The 19425-nt window shown below is 36.0% G+C and carries 14 protein-coding genes; 2 read left to right on the forward strand and 12 right to left on the reverse strand.

Annotated elements, in window-relative coordinates; genetic code table 11:
* Positions 1-278: 278 nt before the first annotated feature.
* The 3 genes from M4I44_RS16925 to M4I44_RS16935 form a co-directional block, all read right to left on the reverse strand.
* Positions 279-1826 carry a peroxidase, FMP-type gene (locus M4I44_RS16925; RefSeq protein WP_249965485.1) on the reverse strand — a complete coding sequence of 516 codons (1548 nt, stop codon included), beginning with the start codon at positions 1824-1826 and terminating at the stop codon, positions 279-281.
* 167 nt (positions 1827-1993) lie between these two features.
* Positions 1994-2443: a hypothetical protein gene (locus tag M4I44_RS16930; protein ID WP_017495730.1), complete on the reverse strand. Its 450-nt coding sequence runs from the start codon at positions 2441-2443 to the stop codon at positions 1994-1996.
* Positions 2444-2660: 217 nt separating this feature from the next.
* The gene (locus M4I44_RS16935) at positions 2661-3296 is read right to left on the reverse strand and encodes a hypothetical protein (protein ID WP_089076175.1); all 636 of its coding nucleotides are present in this window, start codon (positions 3294-3296) and stop codon (positions 2661-2663) included.
* A gap of 493 nt (positions 3297-3789) precedes the next feature.
* On the opposite strand from M4I44_RS16935, the gene M4I44_RS16940 reads away from it, so the two are divergent.
* Together M4I44_RS16940 and M4I44_RS16945 are read left to right on the forward strand one after the other, a co-directional pair.
* Positions 3790-4575: a hypothetical protein gene (locus tag M4I44_RS16940; protein ID WP_249965486.1), complete on the forward strand. Its 786-nt coding sequence runs from the start codon at positions 3790-3792 to the stop codon at positions 4573-4575.
* A 177-nt stretch (positions 4576-4752) separates the two neighbouring features.
* Entirely contained in the window at positions 4753-5181 is a 429-nt protein-coding gene (locus M4I44_RS16945) for an META domain-containing protein (protein ID WP_202703069.1), read from the forward strand.
* Positions 5182-5360: 179 nt separating this feature from the next.
* Here the strand turns inward: M4I44_RS16945 and M4I44_RS16950 are convergent, their stop codons facing one another.
* From M4I44_RS16950 to M4I44_RS16990, 9 genes are all read right to left on the reverse strand, one after another.
* Positions 5361-6230 (reverse strand): DUF4249 domain-containing protein, encoded by an 870-nt coding sequence (locus tag M4I44_RS16950; RefSeq protein ID WP_249965487.1) that lies wholly within the window; start codon positions 6228-6230, stop codon positions 5361-5363.
* A 5-nt stretch (positions 6231-6235) separates the two neighbouring features.
* Complete coding sequence (locus tag M4I44_RS16955; protein ID WP_249965488.1) at positions 6236-8848, reverse strand: TonB-dependent receptor; 2613 nt, start codon at positions 8846-8848, stop codon at positions 6236-6238.
* A 387-nt stretch (positions 8849-9235) separates the two neighbouring features.
* Positions 9236-10078, reverse strand: coding sequence for a FecR family protein (locus tag M4I44_RS16960; RefSeq protein WP_249965489.1), 843 nt, complete (start codon positions 10076-10078; stop codon positions 9236-9238).
* A 12-nt stretch (positions 10079-10090) separates the two neighbouring features.
* The gene (locus tag M4I44_RS16965) at positions 10091-10300 is read right to left on the reverse strand and encodes a hypothetical protein (protein ID WP_017495723.1); all 210 of its coding nucleotides are present in this window, start codon (positions 10298-10300) and stop codon (positions 10091-10093) included.
* A gap of 46 nt (positions 10301-10346) precedes the next feature.
* Positions 10347-10868 (reverse strand): RNA polymerase sigma factor, encoded by a 522-nt coding sequence (locus M4I44_RS16970; RefSeq protein ID WP_017495722.1) that lies wholly within the window; start codon positions 10866-10868, stop codon positions 10347-10349.
* Between the two features lie 399 nt (positions 10869-11267).
* On the reverse strand, positions 11268-13094 hold the full coding sequence (locus M4I44_RS16975) for an alkaline phosphatase (protein WP_249965490.1): 1827 nt from the start codon (positions 13092-13094) through the stop codon (positions 11268-11270).
* Positions 13095-13250: 156 nt separating this feature from the next.
* Positions 13251-14786: a RagB/SusD family nutrient uptake outer membrane protein gene (locus M4I44_RS16980; RefSeq protein WP_249965491.1), complete on the reverse strand. Its 1536-nt coding sequence runs from the start codon at positions 14784-14786 to the stop codon at positions 13251-13253.
* A 20-nt stretch (positions 14787-14806) separates the two neighbouring features.
* The gene (locus tag M4I44_RS16985; protein ID WP_249965492.1) at positions 14807-18196 is read right to left on the reverse strand and encodes a SusC/RagA family TonB-linked outer membrane protein; all 3390 of its coding nucleotides are present in this window, start codon (positions 18194-18196) and stop codon (positions 14807-14809) included.
* A 188-nt stretch (positions 18197-18384) separates the two neighbouring features.
* Positions 18385-19305 (reverse strand): FecR family protein, encoded by a 921-nt coding sequence (locus tag M4I44_RS16990; RefSeq protein WP_017495718.1) that lies wholly within the window; start codon positions 19303-19305, stop codon positions 18385-18387.
* Between the last annotated feature and the right edge of the window lie 120 nt (positions 19306-19425).

Genomic DNA, 19425 nt, shown 5'->3' on the forward strand with positions numbered 1-19425 from the left:
TATCACAATAAAATAAACTATTACCAGCAAAATCAACAACTGGCAGCATAATGTACCAAATAGCTACATTTAGGTAACACTCGGTGATCTAACAAGAAAAATTTTACGTGTTAACTACTAAATTCTAAACAACAGGAAAATTTTATAGCGCTTTAAGGTCTTTTTATCCCACAAAAAAAGTGCAATGATCAAAAATCATTGCACTTTTTAAACCGTAACGCTCTACAGCACTACACTATCTCTTAAATTATTTACTGCTTGTTGAAATTTACATAAATTTACTCTTTATGATGCGGACAGCTGGAAGCCTCCCCGGAGGATCCCATTTTATAAGTTCCCGGGAATTGTTCTTCTATTAATCGTTTCTGATCAGGTGATACATCTTCCATTTTACGCAGTGTATTGACTTGTATGTGTGGCCAACTCGTAGTACCGCCATCATCTCCGAAATCAAACTCGAAAAATATGACCTGTTCGTATTGCAACTGAAGAATTTCTTTTTTGTTTTCGACAACAGTTTCAATCCACATTCTCATGTTCATTTCGACCGTAGGAACAAAACGATTGACAAACGGAACATTTAATATCCCTCCCTGTGCTCCGGTTTTATTTTTAGAGGACATCTCGATCACTACATGGTTTTTTACCACATCACTTTTAAGCGTATCACGAAGACGTAAATCAGGCCGTACCGAATAAGGATATAAATGATGGGCTAATATTCGCTGAGTATAGATTTTATTTTCACGTTCATCGTTTTTATCATCCAATGTCTCAAATACCCAAGGTGGTGGAGGTGCATCCAGATTTATAGGCTCATTGCTGGCATCTGCTCCTCCCATTGTTTGCGAAATAGCAAGATGTTTATAGTCCCAGGCCGCAAACCCTTCCGGGTACTGTGGAGCACCATTAATCAAATAACCTGATTTATTTGGCTTTAAATCTCCCAGCAATGTAATTGTACTTCCGTGCGGAATTACACCACTTCTCGAAATAGAATAATCGGGTATAAAATAAGGTCCGGTCTGCCCCGCTCCCGCTTTAAGTTCTTTTGAAGCAATAATCTCGTAATATTTTCTTCCGTTTAAGTTTTCCAGCGTTACATATTCTTTGTTTCCCTGATCGTCCTTGATTAAAAACAGGGTTTCATCCTGATAACCGCTTTTGTATAAATCTTTATTTGGATTGTTGGGTGATATGGCATGAATACCACGGTCTTCACTAATCGTTTTTTCTGTTGCCGCATAGTTAAAGACATCACTCAGCCACAAGTACATCCCGTTCTCCTCGTGAATTGGGGTGTATTGCAAAGCGTCCTGACCATTTACACGGTTTACACTTTTAATGCTTTGTTCGTACTTCACTGCTCCGCAAAATTGCTCGTTTGCACCGCCACGGTTTCGAACGCCACCCGGTACCAGATTAAAAGTAAGTTTTTCGATGTATTCTTCGCACTCAAAACTGTATTTTCCGGGAATGGTTCCTGCGTTAGTTCCCGGCGAAGGCATGATGGTAGTATGTATACCGCTGCCAATGAGTTTTTTCTGGCTCTGATTGTCACTGTTATTATTGTAGCTCACCCAGGTACCTTCTAATACCTGTAAAATACCATAATCTACATTTTTTACAATTTTTTGAAGGTCTTCTTCATAAAAAGGTCTGATCGGATCTTCAATCAGAACTTTTTGATATCCGGACATCAATTTATCCAATACACCATTCTCTTCCTGAAGTGCTTCGAATATGGCCTCATTTGCCTGTTGAGCAAAACCAGTGGTCAGCTGATTTAAATTCCCTTCTTCATCAGGGTTTTTACGTTTTAACATGATAAACTTTTTTTAGCGTTAATAACTTGTACAATCAAAGTAACCTAATTTATGGTGATTGCCTACCCGTATTAATACCCGTTTTTATATTGTAAAAACAAAAAAACCTCCAAAATCAAATGACTTTGGAGGTTTCTATTTTTTATAGGAATAAGATCCTGCTATTCTTAGTTCATGATATCGTTGAACTCATGTAATGATTTCAATGTGCTTTCGTAGAATAAAATTGCAGCAATTAAATTTCCTTTATCTGAGTAAGGCATCATTTTTCTTTGAAACTCTACAGTAGTATCTAAAAATACTGTTGTTCCTTCTGCCTGACCGTCTAACACTTTTTTGTGCTCACTATCGTCCGGAATACCTAAGTCTGCCATAGTAACACCTGGTTTAGTAACCAAAGCGATATAAGGAAGTGTTTTTACTAAAACTTTAATACGCTCGATGTATAATTCCAAAAGCTCCCCTTTTTGCATACCGCTCAATTCTTTTTGATCATGGTATTTGCGGATAATTGCTGTTGTACTGATTATACTTCTTGGAGCATTTTTTGCCTGTGCTGAAATAGCTCCAGTTGCAAAAAAGAAAAAGAAACTTACTAGAATTATTTTACTTTTCATTTTACTAATGTAATTGGTTGTTTGAGGAACACAAAAGTATACAAATTAACTTAAGCCGCAACTTTAATGATTCCTTTTTTTTAAAAAAAATTAACATTTTATTTTATGTCAATCTATAAGACAATTCTGAGGTACTGGAGAGCACATTTCCGGAATTTAATGCTTGTTCGTTTTTTGATGGAAATGCCCATATTTCGCAATAAATCTTTGCGTCTGCTTAGGATTTAATGACTCTAAAACGTCCCGGATACTTGATCCAGATGCTTTTTTTATTGCCATAATAGTCCATGAAATCTTCACAAACAAAAACCGCATGTGCAGTAGACCACGCCACAACTCCGCAATATTCGCTTCCGGATTGTCGTTTTAACTTTAATACTTGTTTACCTTCTTTGAATCCTAAATATTTGTAAATGGTAGGAGTATATACGGAACCATCTTCTAAATCTTCTAATGCTTTATCAAAAGTATCGACCTTATCAATAATTTGTTTGTATTTTGCCATTACGGCATAGGTCAGTATCGCATAATCGGTAATTTTTTCACTTTCGGGATTGTCCTTAATATAGATAAAACCGGCTGATACTTTAGCTTTACTGATTTCGTCTTCTTGCAGATTGAATGACGCATTATTTTTTAAGGTGATTCTATGAGTGTTTTCACCTGTCTTTTCGTTTACAAAAAGATTGTCTAATCCGTAGACATTTAAAGAGGCTTTAATAAAGGCAATCGACGAACAATTGGTCCGTTCTCCCTGTTTAAAACTTTCGAATATTTTATCTGAGCTTAACTGTGAATAAGAATTTGAACAGGCAAATATTAAAAATAAAAATAGTGAAGTAACCGCTTTCATTGTCTTAGTATTTTATAATTAATCCCAATCCATTTTTGGGCATATATTGATTCTACAAATCTATAAAAATCAACGTAAAATTGTTTTTTACTTCTTAGTTTTTATCAAAAAATGTTGCGAATACTCTAAGTAAATCCTTTTGAAAGGGTTACGATTGCATTAACTTAAAACTTTTCTGTTTTCTGAAAAATGAAACAGACTTGTTTTTTGTTTCTGATGGCTTTAACTCTAAATTTATAACTTTCACCCCTTTTGTACTCTTATAAAAAACGACGCAATACCTTCTATCAACGTTCGATATCCGTTTCTTTTTTCAATTGCAAATGTTTCTCTTCCTTTTTTATCAAAAATAATCCCGGCCACTTTTCGGAAAACAAGTATAAACACCTGTTTTTAAACATGTTAAAACAAAAATAGTGTTTTTTAGCTAACTTTATACTATCTAAATCCAACTAATCCGTTGAATCGAACTCAACTCTAACCAACTATAATTATGGCAACAACAGTACCCCCTGACAAAAAAAGCAATTACGAAAAGTTGTTTGCATCCTGCATCATAAAAGAAGCCAGATATCCTGAAATTGATGCATTGGTCGCTAAAATAGTTTCAAACAAAAGCAGGTATCAATCTGTTGGTGATCCTTTAAATATTCCCTGGTACATGATTTCTATTATACATTGTATGGAAGGAAGTCTGAACTTTACTACTCATTTGCACAATGGCGACCCGCTTACTAAGCGTACGGTTAACGTTCCTGCAGGCCGTCCGAAAGCAGGAAATCCTCCTTTTACCTGGGAAGTGAGCGCAAATGATGCCTTGATTTACGACAAGTTAAATTCATGGACAGACTGGAGCATTGCCGGAATTCTATACCGACTTGAATTATTTAACGGATTGGGATATTACAAGCAGGGAATTAACTCACCTTATTTATGGAGTTATTCCAATCAGTACACTAAAGGCAAATATGTTCAGGACGGCAAATATGATCCCAATGCGGTCTCCAAACAATGTGGTGCCGCTGTTCTACTTCGCCGTATGATGGAACAGCACCTAATTACACTGCCCAACACGCATATTGTAGAACAAATCATAGCGCAGGGAAACAAAACGATGTATTATTCCGGAAAGGTTACAAACGAAGCTGTCGAGCTTCAAAAACTTCTTAATAGTGCAGGAAGTGTTATTAGAATTGACGGGAAAGCAGGAGAAAGAACTTCAACCGAATATTTTAAATTTAGCAAAACTTATTTAAAAGGAGATCCAAGAAAAGTTTAACAGGCAAGGTAAATTCAATATTCCTGATTTGTGTTTTGCTTTTTAAAATACAATCATGATTCCGAATGTTTTTTCAAAATATTGCTGTTTGATAAAGCTTTAATTTTTTAAACTAAGTTCTATCCTAAAAATGATTATCATAACCTGAAACTTGTTAATTTTATCTCAAAAAAACATATGAAAAACTACGTAACACTACTGCTTGCTGCAATTGCTCTATTTTTTACTTCCTGTAACGCTACAAAGGATACTACAAAAAATACTGCTCTTTTTGACACTACCTGGGAGCTGGAATATATTTCGGGTCCAAGAATTGCTTTTGAGGGTTTGTATCCCAACAAAAAACCTTTTATCAAATTTGACCAGAATACCGGTCAGGTTTTTGGAAATGCGGGCTGTAATGGGTACAGTGCTCCTTATACTTTAAAGGGGAAAACCATCAGCTTTGGCGAACAGGGACCTACCACGATGATGTTTTGCGAAGGCGGCGGTGAGCAGACTTTTACTGAAATGATCCGAAAAATCACCTCTTATTCTATTGATAAAGAAGGCAAACTAAACTTATTGCTTAACGATGTTCCGATGATGCGTTTTAAAAGAAAGTAATTCAGCAACTTCTTGATTCATCCAAATCTTAATTAAAACAGCTACACTTTTATCGGATTTTAAAAAAAGGATTTTATTAAAGTCCTTTTTTTATAACCTAAAATTACTGTATAAAAAAACATCTGACATAACTATTTATATGCCAGATGTAGTCACAAATCAACCTTCAATTAAAATTTTTACTTTCCCGGATAGACAATATTATCGTTCTCTTGTACGGTATAGGAAAAGGTATCTGCTTCACAAAGCCTGAAATAACCAAAAGCAAAATTATTGGCATTTGTCGTGTTTACAATATTACCTCTTATATTTCCGGGAGGAATAGAAAAAGGACTTCCTCCATATATCTCTAAAATCAAACTCATATAGTTGTAAAAATTCTTAGAAATACCTCTATTTATAACCGAAAGACTTTTTCCCGGTTTCAAATCGGGATGTGAGAATCTTGGATATATTTCATTTCCATTAAACAATTCATCATCTAACAGCGTGTATGAAGGAAGACGAAAAACATCACTTTTATAATCTGTAAGATAAAAATTGGCCTGATCCGCCGGGTCTTTAAAATAAAATGATATCTCATACAGATCGTCTCCGGCTACATCGGGAACGCGTTTCTGTTCTATTCTATCAATAGGTGCTACTGAAATTAACTTTTCGGCAGCCGTAAAAGTTTGCCCTTCTGCTTCTACAGAAAGCACATAATCCATGTTGATAACAGGTACAAAATTAGTACATACATAAAGTCCTGGTCCTGTTTCATTAAAAGTAAAGACATCTCCTTTGCTATTGGTCACTTTTACTTTAGCTCCTGAGACTTTTGGAGTTTTATCGTTGTAATAAGGAGCTGTTTTACTCACCTTGATCACCTGTTCACTACCGGACGTTCCTTTTTTCCAGATAATCTCGGCGTCTACTACGATTCTCGTTTCTCCGGTTTCTAAATCAAGTTTTACCACATCATCACAAGAGGAGAAAAACAGTACCAAAACAAAACCTAAAATAGCTATTGTATTCTTCTTTATCGTTTTTATATCAATCCTTTGCATATTCATTAAAATTTAAAATTATAAGAAACTCCCGGTACTACTCCAAAAATAGAAAGCCTTTTAGTCTCATTCATCCCTGTGTCTTCATTTGTTGCAAAAGTCATCGCAGCTGCATTTTTTCGGTTGTAAACATTATAAAGACTAAATACCCAGTAACTCTGCCATCCTTTCTTTTTATCCGGCTTTGGCGTATAAGTTGCTGCCAGATCCAGATGGTGGAAAAGTGGCAATCTGTTTTCATTTCTTAAGGAGAAGTTTGGAACATTAATACCTCCAAACTCATAATACCCATTGGCATAGGTTACTGGCTGGCCTGACTGCAAACTGAAATTGGCATTAAAAGACCATTTTTTATTGTATTCATAATTCCCCACAACACTCAAATTGTGCAGTTTATCGTAGCCTGATAAGTACCATTTACCATTTGCAACTCCTGGTTCTTCCGGTGTTCTTCCAGGTGTTTTTTGTTCAGCTCTGGATAAGGTATAAGAAACCCAACCGGTTAATGCTCCCGTATTTTTTCGCAACATTAATTCCATACCATAAGATCTTGCTTTACCATTCAAAATCACCTGTTCTATATTGTTATTGGCCAAAATATCGGCTCCGTCTATATAATCAATACGGTTTTTGATTTTTTTGTAGAACAACTCTCCTTCGAAAGAGTATTCATTATCTTTAAAGTTCTGAAAATAACCTACGGCAAACTGATCCAAAAGTTGCGGTTTTGTAAAAGGACCGCTTGGTGTCCAAATCGTGGTTGGCAAAGGAAACTGCGTATTCGACAACATATGAATGTACTGTGCCATTCGGTTGTAACTCGCTTTTACCGAAGTAGTCTCATTAAAAGCATACGATACTGCAGCACGCGGTTCGAAATTATCAAACTTACTGATGGTTGCGCCTTTTTTATAAGTGATACTCCCCGTTGGAGTTCCTTCTTCGTAAATTTTATACAACGGATTGTAAACTACTGCTTTTCCATCTTCATAGGTATTGATTTCTTCCCCTCCTAAACGGTAAAACATACTGTAACGAAGCCCGTATCGAAGGTTCAGTTTCTCTGTAAGCTGATGCTCAAAGTCCAGATAAACAGAAGACTCAAAAGCATACTTTTTATCCAACTGTTTGTAATTAAACTGCGAAGTTGTATTGGTAGGCTTTACGGTTCCGGGATTAAAATCGTAATACTGCCCTTCTATTCCGTAATTCAATTTTAATTTTTCTGATACAGTCTGACTCCAGCCATATTTAAGCCCATAAGTCTGAATATTATTGTTCCATTTAAAACCTTCTCTATCCAGATCCAGATTAAACTTATAATCACTAAAGTAAACGGACAAGTTGGTATTTAAATTCTCAGAAAACTTATGCTTCCAGCTTAAAATACCCATTGTATTTCCGTAAGTACTATTAAAAAGATTATTCAGATTAAAAAGGTCGTTTCCAAAATACCCTGAAAAAGACAGTGTATTGTTGGCTCCTAAACGATAATTGAACTTCGCATTTAAATCATAAAACATCACGGAATTCTTACTATCAGCAAGTTTCATGAATAAATGGGCATACGAAGCACGTCCTGCAATGATAAAAGATCCTTTTTCTTTTTGAATAGGTCCCTGCACCAACAAGCGGCTCGAGATTAAACCAATACCTCCGTTAACTTTGTACTTTTCAAAATCCCCGGTTTGCTGTGTGATATCCAGAACAGAAGAAACTCGTCCTCCATATTTAGAAGGAATTCCTCCTTTGTATAAATCTAATCCATTCACAATATCAGGATTAAAAATCGAGAAAAAACCAAACATATGAGAATCAGCATAAACCGGACCGCCATCTACCAAAATCAGATTTTGATCGGCTGCACCACCACGAACATTAAAACCAGACGAAAGTTCTCCGGCGTTGGTCACTCCGGGTAATGTTAATATCGATTTTAATGGATCGGCTTCTCCCATGGCTACAGGAATTCGTTTGATCTCGGCCATCGAAAGTTTGTTTACACTCATTTGAGTATTTTTAACATCCACTGCCTTATTGGTGGTTACGACTACCTGCTCCAGCTCATGACTGTCTGAATCCATATAAAAATTGATTTTGGAATCGTCAGAAACAACAATTTGTTTTTCGTTGTTTTTCAAGCCCAAATAACTGATCAATACGGTGTAATTTCCTTTGTCCAGTGTTATCGAGAATTTCCCGTCCGCATCTGTTGTAGCACCGGTAGAAAGTTCTTTTATGAAAATATTTGCTCCAATAACCGGCTGCTTGTTCTCGTCGAAAACCTGACCGCTCAGCTTATTTTTTTTTTTAGGTGCCTTGGTTACTTTTTGCTTTACAAAAATATTATTGCCAACGATAGAAAACTGAACCGCTGCACTTTTATTAAGTTCATTAACCAATTCTTTTACGCTGATACTTTTATAAGTCTTTGTTTCGGTAAAATACTTTTGATTGGTATTGATTTGGTCTGTATGCGCAAATTTGAAATCACTCTGACTTTCAATTTGCTTAAAGAATTCTTTTAGTGTTACTGATTTATCAACAGTTACGGTTACGTTTTGAGAAAACACTCCCCAGCTGAATAAAAAAAAGCACGCTGAAATTATATGCTTCATGAAATTTTGTATTTTTGATATTATTAAATGTGATAGTTTCCTGCTATCCTGATCATGAGGAGGATGTTTAGTTTCGCGGCTAGTGCATCCTTTTTTCTTTTCTATTGAAAAGTAATTACTTTTAATTCTTCATTTATTTCAAAGTTTAGGTTATACATTTTAGATATTAATTGAATTGTTCTTTTAAAATCCTCTTTTTTATTAATTCGTATGGTAATACGATGGTCATAATATTCCTTTGGGAATTTCAATGTATAACAAAAACATGCTGAAATGATATGTTTCATAAAATTTTGTATTTTTGAACATTATTAAACTGGATAATTCTTATTATCCTGACCATGAGAAGGATGTTTAGTTTCGCGGCTAGTGCATCCTTTTTCTTTTCTATTGAAAAGTAACTTCTTTCAATTTTTCATTTATTTCAAAATTTAGGTTATACATTTCGGATATTAACTGGATAATTATTTGTAAATCTTCTTTTTTATTGATTCTCAAGGTAATGTGCTGATCGTAATATTCCTTTGGAAATTTCACCGTGTAACCATAGTTTGTTTTAATGTAGGCAGCAAGAACGGTTAACTTTTCATTTTCAAAATCGGTAAATCTTTCAAATTCAGATACCTCAACCGTATTATTGGCATAGGTGAATTTTTCACCGGGTACGAGTATCCATTTTTGAGTCTGGTCTTTTACGCTCATCTCAACGCTTCCTTCAAAAAGCTCGACTGAGACTTCCTTTTGAGTGTATCCTTTTACTAAGAAAGAAGTTCCTAAAACAGTGGTTGTCGTTTCATTGCAAAAAACCTGAAAAGGATGTTTTTTGTCTTTTGTTACCTGAAAGTGAGCTTCTCCCTTAATTTCAATTTTACGATTAGTCTTAAAATTATCGGCATACTCGATTCTGGAATCAGGACTTAACTCCACTTTGGAACTATCTGGTAAAAAAATCGTTTTTACAATTGAAGTCGTATTTTCAATTACGTTTGAAGTAAATTTAATTTCCTGCTGGTGCTGTTCTTTATTAAAGAAAAGTCCCGTTCCGATAAACGCAAAAAGTAAAACGGCAGCCGCTGCGGCATAATGCCATGCTTTAAATTTTTGTTTTTTTGGAGGAAAAGCTTTGGATTGAAATGCTTCCCACGAAGCCTCTTTTTCTTCATCAGAATGCGAAATGGGAACATTATCCCAAATCTTCTTTAATTCTTCTTCTACTTTTTTATCATTCATATCTTTGGGGCGTTAAAGTTTCTGACAATAAAATCCTTGCTTATTAAAAACACCGTACACCATATCCTTAATCTCTCTGTTGGTTTCGATTGTCAGAACATGATTTTTGTCTTCTACATCAAAATTCATGATACAATCAGAAATAACAAATTGAAGCAGCGCTACAACAAATTTTGCTTCTTCCTTTGTGGTAACGTCCGTTTTATAAGTTTCAATATTCATTTTATGTTCTCATTTTTATAGATAACAAACGAGAACAAAAAAGTTCCTAATGGTTTTCGACTTTTTTTCGAATAAATTTACTGGCGAGATAAATATGATTGGCTATGGTCTTTTCAGAAAGATCCGTTAAAGCTGCAATCTCCTTATAACTAAGGTTTTCCAGTTTATGTAAAGTATAGATTTTTTGCTGTTGCTCAGGAAGCTCATTTATTAAATTATTTAATATTTCCTGTCTTTCTTCAAAAATTTCATGATCGTTATCCACATTTTCCATCACAACATGCGAAGGCTCGAGTTGTACTATTTTATTTTCTCTGTTGAGATGATTAAGGATAATGTTTTTGCAGATCACAAACAATTGCTTGTCGAATAAAACATCTTCATGAAGTAATTCTCTTTTATTGTATACTCGTAAAAAAGTCTCCTGAACAAAATCCTGTGGGGTAAGTACTGTAAAATTAAAGCGTTTGGCAATGTTTATGAGTTTATCGTAGTAATTAAGGTATGCTTGCCTGAAAGCGGCCTCATTACCCTTTTTTAAACTTAAAATAAACTTCCTGTTATCCATAACGCAAATATGATAATTAGTCTAAACTCGATGTCTAAAATAATATTGTGGTATTAAGCGAATCACTTAAGACTTATTTAATCTTTTTCTTAAGCAATTTTAAGATACAAAGAACAGCAATTTTCTTGTAAAAGTTTTTAACAGAAAAAGAAATTAATCCTAAAGAAATGCTAATTTACGATCTTACATTTTAATCTTATTTTTCTTATAATTAAATTCCAGTAGAAGCCAAGCCTTGTAAAATCAAGACTTTACTATCCTGATACGAATATTGTTTTTTCTCAAAATTTCATTTTTAACAAACTTGACGTTTACACTTGTTAAAAATAAAAAAGCAGCGACAAAATGTTTTGTCGCTGCTTTTAGTGTATCTCCACTATCAAACAAAAGTAGTATCTGTTATTTGATTAAAAGTGCTTCGAGTATTTTAGAATAGATTTCTGTGTTTTGATAAACTCCCATAAAATTGGCAGCTCCGGGTCCGTAGGCAAAAACCGGAACTGGCACCGCTGTGTGATCGTTGGTACTAAAACTTCCCTGTACATATCCTTTTTCGATGCTGCCATCAATTAAGGAAAGTCCTCCGGTTTCGTGATCTGCCGTTACGATTAAAAGTGTTTCCTGATTCTGATCGACAAATTCCATGGCTTGTCCTACCAGTTTATCAAAATCAAGCATTTCACGAACCACGTATTCCAGGTCATTTTTATGTCCACCATAATCAATTTGCGCACCTTCGGCCATTACAAAAAAAGGATTTTTTGTTTTTGAAAAAACCGTCGTTGTCTTTGCCAAAGATTTCGCTAAAAAGTCTCCTCTTCCCTCTTTCATCGAAACCACCGAAGCATCATCTACCACTACAAAACGTGAATTTTTAATGGTGTCCAGACTTTTAAACTGATCTGAAAAAGTATAACCTTTCTCGGTTATTATTTTAGACAGATCTCTACCGTCTTTTCTGTTATTAAATTCTTTTGTACCTCCTCCAATTAAAATATCAGACGGATTAGCAAGAAAATCTGCAGCAATTGGTTCGCTTAAAGTTCTTTCAGATTGATGCGCGTAAAAAGCTGCCGGAGTGGCATCTGTAATATTTCCAGCCGAAATAATAGCCGTTTTGTACTTTTTCTTTGCCAGTTGCTGGGTGATTAATTCTAACCCTTTTCCGTTTTCATCTACACTGATAAATCGGTTATTGGTTTTATGACCTGTTGCCATTGCCGTAGCTCCTGCGGCCGAATCGGTGATATAACTGTCTGACGATTTAGTGATCGACAATCCCTGAGTCGGAATATTAAAAAGGTTCAATTGTCCTTTATTGGCTGTATAACCAGCGTAAATCTGAGTAAGCCCCATTCCGTCGCCAATAAGCAGAATTACATTTTTCGGACGGCTGTTTTTAGAAAATAAAGCTGCATTCTTAGGTTTATAGGCCTGATAAAATGATGCATTCTGGTAAAAAGTACTTTTTATCTTCTGAATAAACTGCGTCAATGCCGATACATTATCAGTACCAATATAATCGACTTTTAAATTCATTAGAGTCATCCAGGTATTCACATTATCGGATGTCGACCAGAACCTGATTTTTTTATTCTGAGCATGAACTTTTTTAATGACCGACTGTACTTTTTCTAAATCAGCTTGTGTCATTACTCCTTTTCCGTTCCAAACGGTAAGTTCTTTTAAATCTTCGCTAATCATTTCGACACGTGACAATTGCTCCGAAGAATACGTTTCATTTCTTCTTCCGTCAAAATAGATAAACTCAGGGTATTGATTCCAGTTTGATGGTTCAGGTCTGTTTCCTGAAATAACTACTTTTAAATTTTTGTTTAAAATCAAATCCGGATACGTTTTTAGCTGTTGCACGATACCTTTAAGTGTGGCATCGGCTTCTGATTTTATATCAATCATTAAAACTAAAGGCTTATTCTCAGGGTAAACTTTACCTTCTAAGTTTTTTATCTTCTTCGACAAAGGATCTAAATAAAGACTTCGCAATGTATTGTACGTTTTGATTTCCTCTGAAGTATGTGCTACCAAAAGCTCATTATTCCTCAAAAAAACATCTGCTTCGATAACGCCGGCTTCATTGGAATAGGCTTCATAAAAAGGCAATTTACCTGCATAATCATTGTGTGAATGAATATTAGCAGAACTGTATTCCTGTGCCTGCGCCAACAGAAAAAAATGAAGGCAAAAAAGTATAATTATTTTTTTCATTACAAATAAAATTAATTCAATTCTAAAATGGTCTTCAATAATTAGAAGATTAGCCAAAATATCTAGACTGCTTGCTTTTTTTCTTTACAACTGCAAGCTCCACAACTAAGCCTGCAGCGTAAAAAAAAAACAAAACAAACAAAATGAAACTATTATTTACCAGCCTTTGTTCTGGAAAAGGGCTCCTTTGCTCACGGCAATTTCATCCGGCGGTATTGGCCACACATGGTGAATGGCAGGATTAAAATTACGGGCAGGATAAATCACTGTTCCGTTGTAATGGTGTAAAGGTTTTGCATAAGTCGCCTGAGCATCGCCCCAGCGTACTAAATCGAAATGGCGGTCTGTCCATTCTCCTGCCAGCTCACAACGTCTTTCTCTTTTCAGATCCGTTAGTGTGGCTCCTCCAATACTTGGTAAACCGGCACGATTGCGAATCATGTTTATTTCGGTATCGGCACTTAGTCCTTTCATTAATTTTGCCTCAGCCAGCATCAGGATTACATCCGCATAACGTAAAAGAGGTACATTTAAAGCGGTAGAAGGCTTGTCTCCGTTTGCATTTACATAACGAATATCAATTCCGCCCGAAGTAGTTTTTGGATAACCGAATGGCTCCATGTATTTTTTAAACTGATAACCGGTTCTGTTACTTGAACTGACAATATATTTTCCTTCATTAAAAGTGACTAATTCTCCGAAGTACATAAACTTGTCTCCTTTTTGAAGAATTGTAGCACTTCGTCTTTTATCAGCAGGATCATACGTATCGAACAATTCTTTAGTAGGATAAAAATTCCCCCAGCCGTTGTAAACTCCCCAGCCTTTATCTTCCAGACATACTCCAGGGAAAATAGATCCTAAGCTTGTATTTTCGGCACTCGAGGTTACGGACCAAATGTACTCTGACGACCAGTTGTTTTTAATTTTAAAAACATCTTCGAAATTATCCAGTAATTTGTGTTTTCCACTGCTGACAATCATATTGGCATACTTGATCGCATTGTCCCAGTCTTTTGCATACAAATAGGTACGCACCAAGTATCCCCATGCTGCAGTTTTATGCGCACGTCCGTAATTGTCTGAACTAAGTTCATTGAAATAAGGCAATAAATCGGCAGCTTTAATAAGATCGGCAGCGATATAGGCATAGTTTTCGGCTACATTTTTAGCACGCGGCACATATACATTGGTTGGATTTTCTCTGTCCTGAATTGGAATCCCGGCACGGTCATCTCCATAGTGATAGGCCAATTCCAGATGCATTGCAGCATGATTGAAGTACGCTTCTCCCAGCATCATGTTTTTTGTTTTATCGTCCAGACTGATTTTCGGGATATTGCGAATCACATCGTTACAGCGTTTCATCACTTCATAGTGAAGTCTCCAAATGTCTTTGGTATCTGATTCAGCTCCGTCTACAATAAAATTTTTGATTCGTTCCGCATTTTGTCTTGGTTTCGTTCCGATATCATCACTCGCATTGTTCAGCCAGAAAAATCCACGACCGTACATATTATCATCCGAATAGAGTGCATAAATCGCATTCACTCCTGCTTTTGCATCAGCAGGTGTTTTCCAGAAATTACCACTTGAAGGTGCTCCCTGAGGTACTAAATCAAGTTCATTTTCGCAAGCCGACATGCTCATTAAAAGCACCAGACTCCATAATAAAAGACTTAAATTTTTCATTTTATTTGTGTTATATTTTTTTAAAAAGTTGCGTTGACACCTGTCATATAAATACGGGACAGAGGATATTTTCCTAAGTCCAAACCAAAATTCTTAAGTCCCACTTCCGGATCCATTCCTGAATACTTGGTGATGGTAAAAAGGTTTTGCCCAGAGATAAAAAATCTAAGTTTCGCTTTTCCGTGCAACCATTGTTCTTTTACTGTATATCCAATCGAAACGTTTCTTAATCTCAGGAAAGAAGCATCTTCAATATAAAAATCAGAGATTCTTCCGAAATTATTATTGTTGTCTGTTGACGAAAGAATTGGAATATTGGTATTGGTATTCGTTGGCGACCATGCATTTTTAGAATCGGCTAGTAAATTATAACCCGGGAAAGAAGCATTCACACCTGTATATTTTACGGCATTAAAAACTTTGTTTCCGGCTGTTCCGCTAAGGAAGATGTTCATATCAAATCCTTTGTATCTGAAATTCGTGTTTAAACTGAAGGTCGTTTTCGGAAAAGGACTTCCAAGCACTACTCTGTCACTGTTATTGATTACACCATCGCCATTTACATCTTTAAATTTAATGTCTCCTGCAACCGCATTAGGCTGATACACTACTCCTTTATCATTTACATAAGCTTTTGCTTCGGCATTACTTTGAAACAATCCGTCTGTCGAATACCCGTAAAATGCTCCAACAGGACTTCCTACCTGATAGATATTAGCCAAAGGCAAACTACGAACACGACTTAGATTTAAAGGCTCTAAGGAAGTTAAATCGTCTTTGATCGAAACAATTTTATTGCTTAAAAAAGCTGCGTTTGCTGTTACATCAAATTTGAATTCACCACGAGTTTTTTGGTACGTCAAACTGGCTTCAATTCCTTTATTTTCAACATTACCCGAATTTACGATTCTTCCTAACGGAGTTCCTGAAACTCCCGGAAGCTGATCGCGAACTAACATGTCTTTATTGGTTTTAATGTAAGCATCTACAGATCCTGATAAAGCATTGTTAAACATGGTAAAATCCAATCCTACGTTACTTTGTTCTGAACTTTCCCATCTTAAATTAGGATTCGACAATTCGCTCTCAGAATAACCGTAAGAGATTACCGGACTGTTTCCAATTAAAGCTTGTGTCTGCGTTAAAGGCACACTAAACTGGTAAGGTCCAAGATTTCCTAAGTTTCCAATCTGTCCCCAGCTTGCACGTAATTTTAAGTTGCTTACTAACGGGTCTATGCTTTTCATGAATCCTTCTTCAGAAATCAACCATCCGGCAGAAACAGAAGGATATACTTTCCAGCGGTTGTCTGAAGTTAGTTTTGAAGTACCGTCACGGCGTATAATTCCTGAAATCAAGTACTTTTGATTAAAGTCATAATTCAGCCTTCCTACATAAGAAGAAATGATTTCTTCGGACATTCCTGCTTCTACCTGCTGAACTAACTTAGCATTTAATAAATAACGCTGTGATGGATCTTCATTATCAAAGCCTGTTCCCTGCACGGTATAAAAATCTCTTTTGGTTTGCTGATAGGTATATCCGGCAAGTGCTTTAAAATTGTGCTTTCCTAGTGATTTTTCGTAAGAAAGCGTCAGCTCGCTTAATAAGTCAGTTGTGGTAGCAGAAGATTTTGTCAATCGGTTAAAATCAAATATTTTACCCGGCTCTGTTGTTTTTACCGCAAAATCGGTTGCGTTGTTCTGAATTCTGGTATACCCCCAGTTCGATTTAAATTTTAAACCTGATACGATTTCCCATTCTGCATAAGGATTAATCAAAACAGTCGAAATCGGATTGCGGTTGTCCAGTCTTTTTAAATAGGCCACCGGATTGATTACGTCTCCATAAGAACCTATATATTTTTCAGGAACACCTCCAAACTTTCCTGAACCGTCTTCTCTATAGATCGTGGCATTTGGCGGATAAAAAATCGCTGCTAAAATGGCTCCTGTGTAACCACTTGTTGTATTGGCTGCCTGACCGTCTGTTAAGGAATACGACAGATTTTCGCCCACTGTAAAATTAGGTGCCAGTTTAAAAGAAGAATTGGCTCTGGCCGTATAACGGGTTCCGTAGGTATTTAGCAATATTCCTTCGTTTTTGCGGTAACTTCCGGAAATAAAGAAATTAGATTTCTCGGTTTTACCATTTACTGAAATAGACAAATCCTGAATTTGGCCAGTACGGAAAATTTCATCCATCCAATTGGTCTTTGTGGTTCTGGCTGTTGGTTCAAATGCCGGATCAAAAGCCGGAATTCTCGGCATACCAGCATTGTCTCTGGCGGTGTTCATCGCATCGGCATATTCAGCTGCATTTAAAACGTCTAACTTTTTAGCTACGTTTTGAAAACCTCCCTGATAATTTACATTGATATTAATACGTTCCGAAACTCCTTTTTTAGAGGTAATTAGAATAACTCCTCCTGAAGCTCTTGCTCCATAAATTGCTGCGGAAGCCGCATCTTTTAAAACACTTATCGAAGCAATATCGTTTGGATTCAAGGTGTTTAAAGAACCACTGTAGATAATTCCGTCCAAAACAATCAGTGGTGTTTCGGCGTTCAAAGATCCGATACCTCTTATATTAATTGTAGGCTCGGCAGTTGGATCACCACCATTGTTAATTACGGTAACACCTGCCACTGTTCCTTGCAGTAATTCTGCTGCACTATTGTAGGTTCTGCTTGATGTTTCTTTCATCGAAACGGTTCCTACTGATCCTAAAACTTCATTCTTTTTTACACTTCCGTATCCCATTACAACCACTTCCTGCAGTTGTTTCATATCGGCCGCTAATTTGACACTTATGTTTTTATCCGATTGTGTCACTTTTATTTCCTGCGTCACATAACCTACATAGGAAAAAACAAGTACTGCTGCAGACGAATTGATTTCGATTTTAAAAGTTCCGTCGAAATCTGTTGTGGCTGTTGCATCCGAATCTTTGTCTTTGATTCCAACACCCGGTAATGGCATTCCGTCATCACCGCCAAAAACAGTTCCCGAAATGCTTATTTTACCCTGACCGACATCTGAAACTTTTATGCTTTTTTTAATCACAATATTGTTGCTAACCATTTCATATCTCAGCAAGAGATTGCCGCATATTTTATCCAAGGCTTGTTCCAGAGGCACATTATTCAATTTTAAACTAATCTTTTGATTGGTATTGACCTGATTGGTTTCGTACATAAAATGCACGTCGATTTGTTTTTCAATCTTCTGAAAAACACTCTTTATACTTTCATTTTCTACTTTTAAAGTCACTCTTTTACCGATATCAAAACGGGCCGCTTTTACGGTTAATCCGATAAAAAATAGAGCCACGAAAAGCAGTGCCTTCGTTAGTACCGATTTTTTAATGCTCTGAGCCTTTACGACATACCGCATTTGCTTTTTATTCATGATTGTGTTTTTTTTAATTGTTTTTGATTGTGGAACGGTTTTCTACGTAGATTTTTTAATTTGATTTTTAATGGAATTGTATTTCAGCTGATCGAAGCAAGAATTGGAGATCTTAAAAATTCTCTCAACTCCGCTAACCCGCATTGCGCTATGCGAACTATTTTTCTCTCCGCTGTATTTTCTAAAATTTAACGGATGACATAAGTCCCCGATTCTATTTTGTACTCTGCATTGATAATATTACACACCAAAGCAACGACCTGTCCTGCCGGAAGTTCTTTGAAATAGGCACTAATTTTTAAGTTGTTTAAATTTTTGTTTGCAATCTGAACGGTTACGTTATAATTTCGATTGATCGTTGCAATGACTTCCGGTAAGGGGGCATCTTCAAAAACAATAATATGCTTTCGCCATAGTGAGATTGAGTTCATTGGGATATCCTTAAACGCCTGAAGTTTGTTACTGTGTGATTTAAAAACCACTTTTTGCCCCGGAGTTACATATACATTTTCTTCGGTCACAGTTGATTTAACATTCACTCTTCCCGTCAGCACCGAAACTTCCTGAGTAGTCTGATCCGGATAAGCCTGCACGTTAAAACTCGTTCCCAGTACTTTGGTGTCCATTTTATCGGTATGAATGATAAAGGGATGCTTTTTATCTTTGGCTACATCAAAAAAGGCTTCTCCGGTTAAATAGATTTCTCTGGTATCCCCTTTAAAAGTAACCGGATATTTTACATGACTTCCGGCATTAAGCCATATCTGAGTTCCATCACTTAAAACTATTTTAGCGTGTTCTCCCGCTCTTGTTGCATATTGTCTGGTGATGGTTTTTAGCGAGGATAAATAAAGGAAACAGGACAAGCTCACTGCAAATAATAAAGAAGCTGCTACCGCCCAATTTCTATTTGGAAGAGAAATAACCTTATTCGTTTTTTTTATATTTTGAATTTCCTTTTTTAACTTCGATTGGTCTGATGTAATCAATGCTATCGTGTCGAATATTTCTTCAGGATGATCGTACCAGTTATTCCATAATTCTTCCCCATTTAAAGAGGGCTTCCCTTCTAAAAAAAGTTTTATATCTTGATGTAATTTTTCAGGCATTATAATGTGTTTATCTCTTTAATAGTATGTCTTAGAAATAGTAATTTCAGGTAGGCGCTTAAGGTTACGCTTTTGTTAAGAAAAAATGCATAACCTTAATTTATATCAATTTTACTTATA

Origin of the sequence: Flavobacterium sp. B183 (genome assembly GCF_023539155.1) — a bacterium.
Lineage (GTDB): Bacteria > Bacteroidota > Bacteroidia > Flavobacteriales > Flavobacteriaceae > Flavobacterium > Flavobacterium tructae.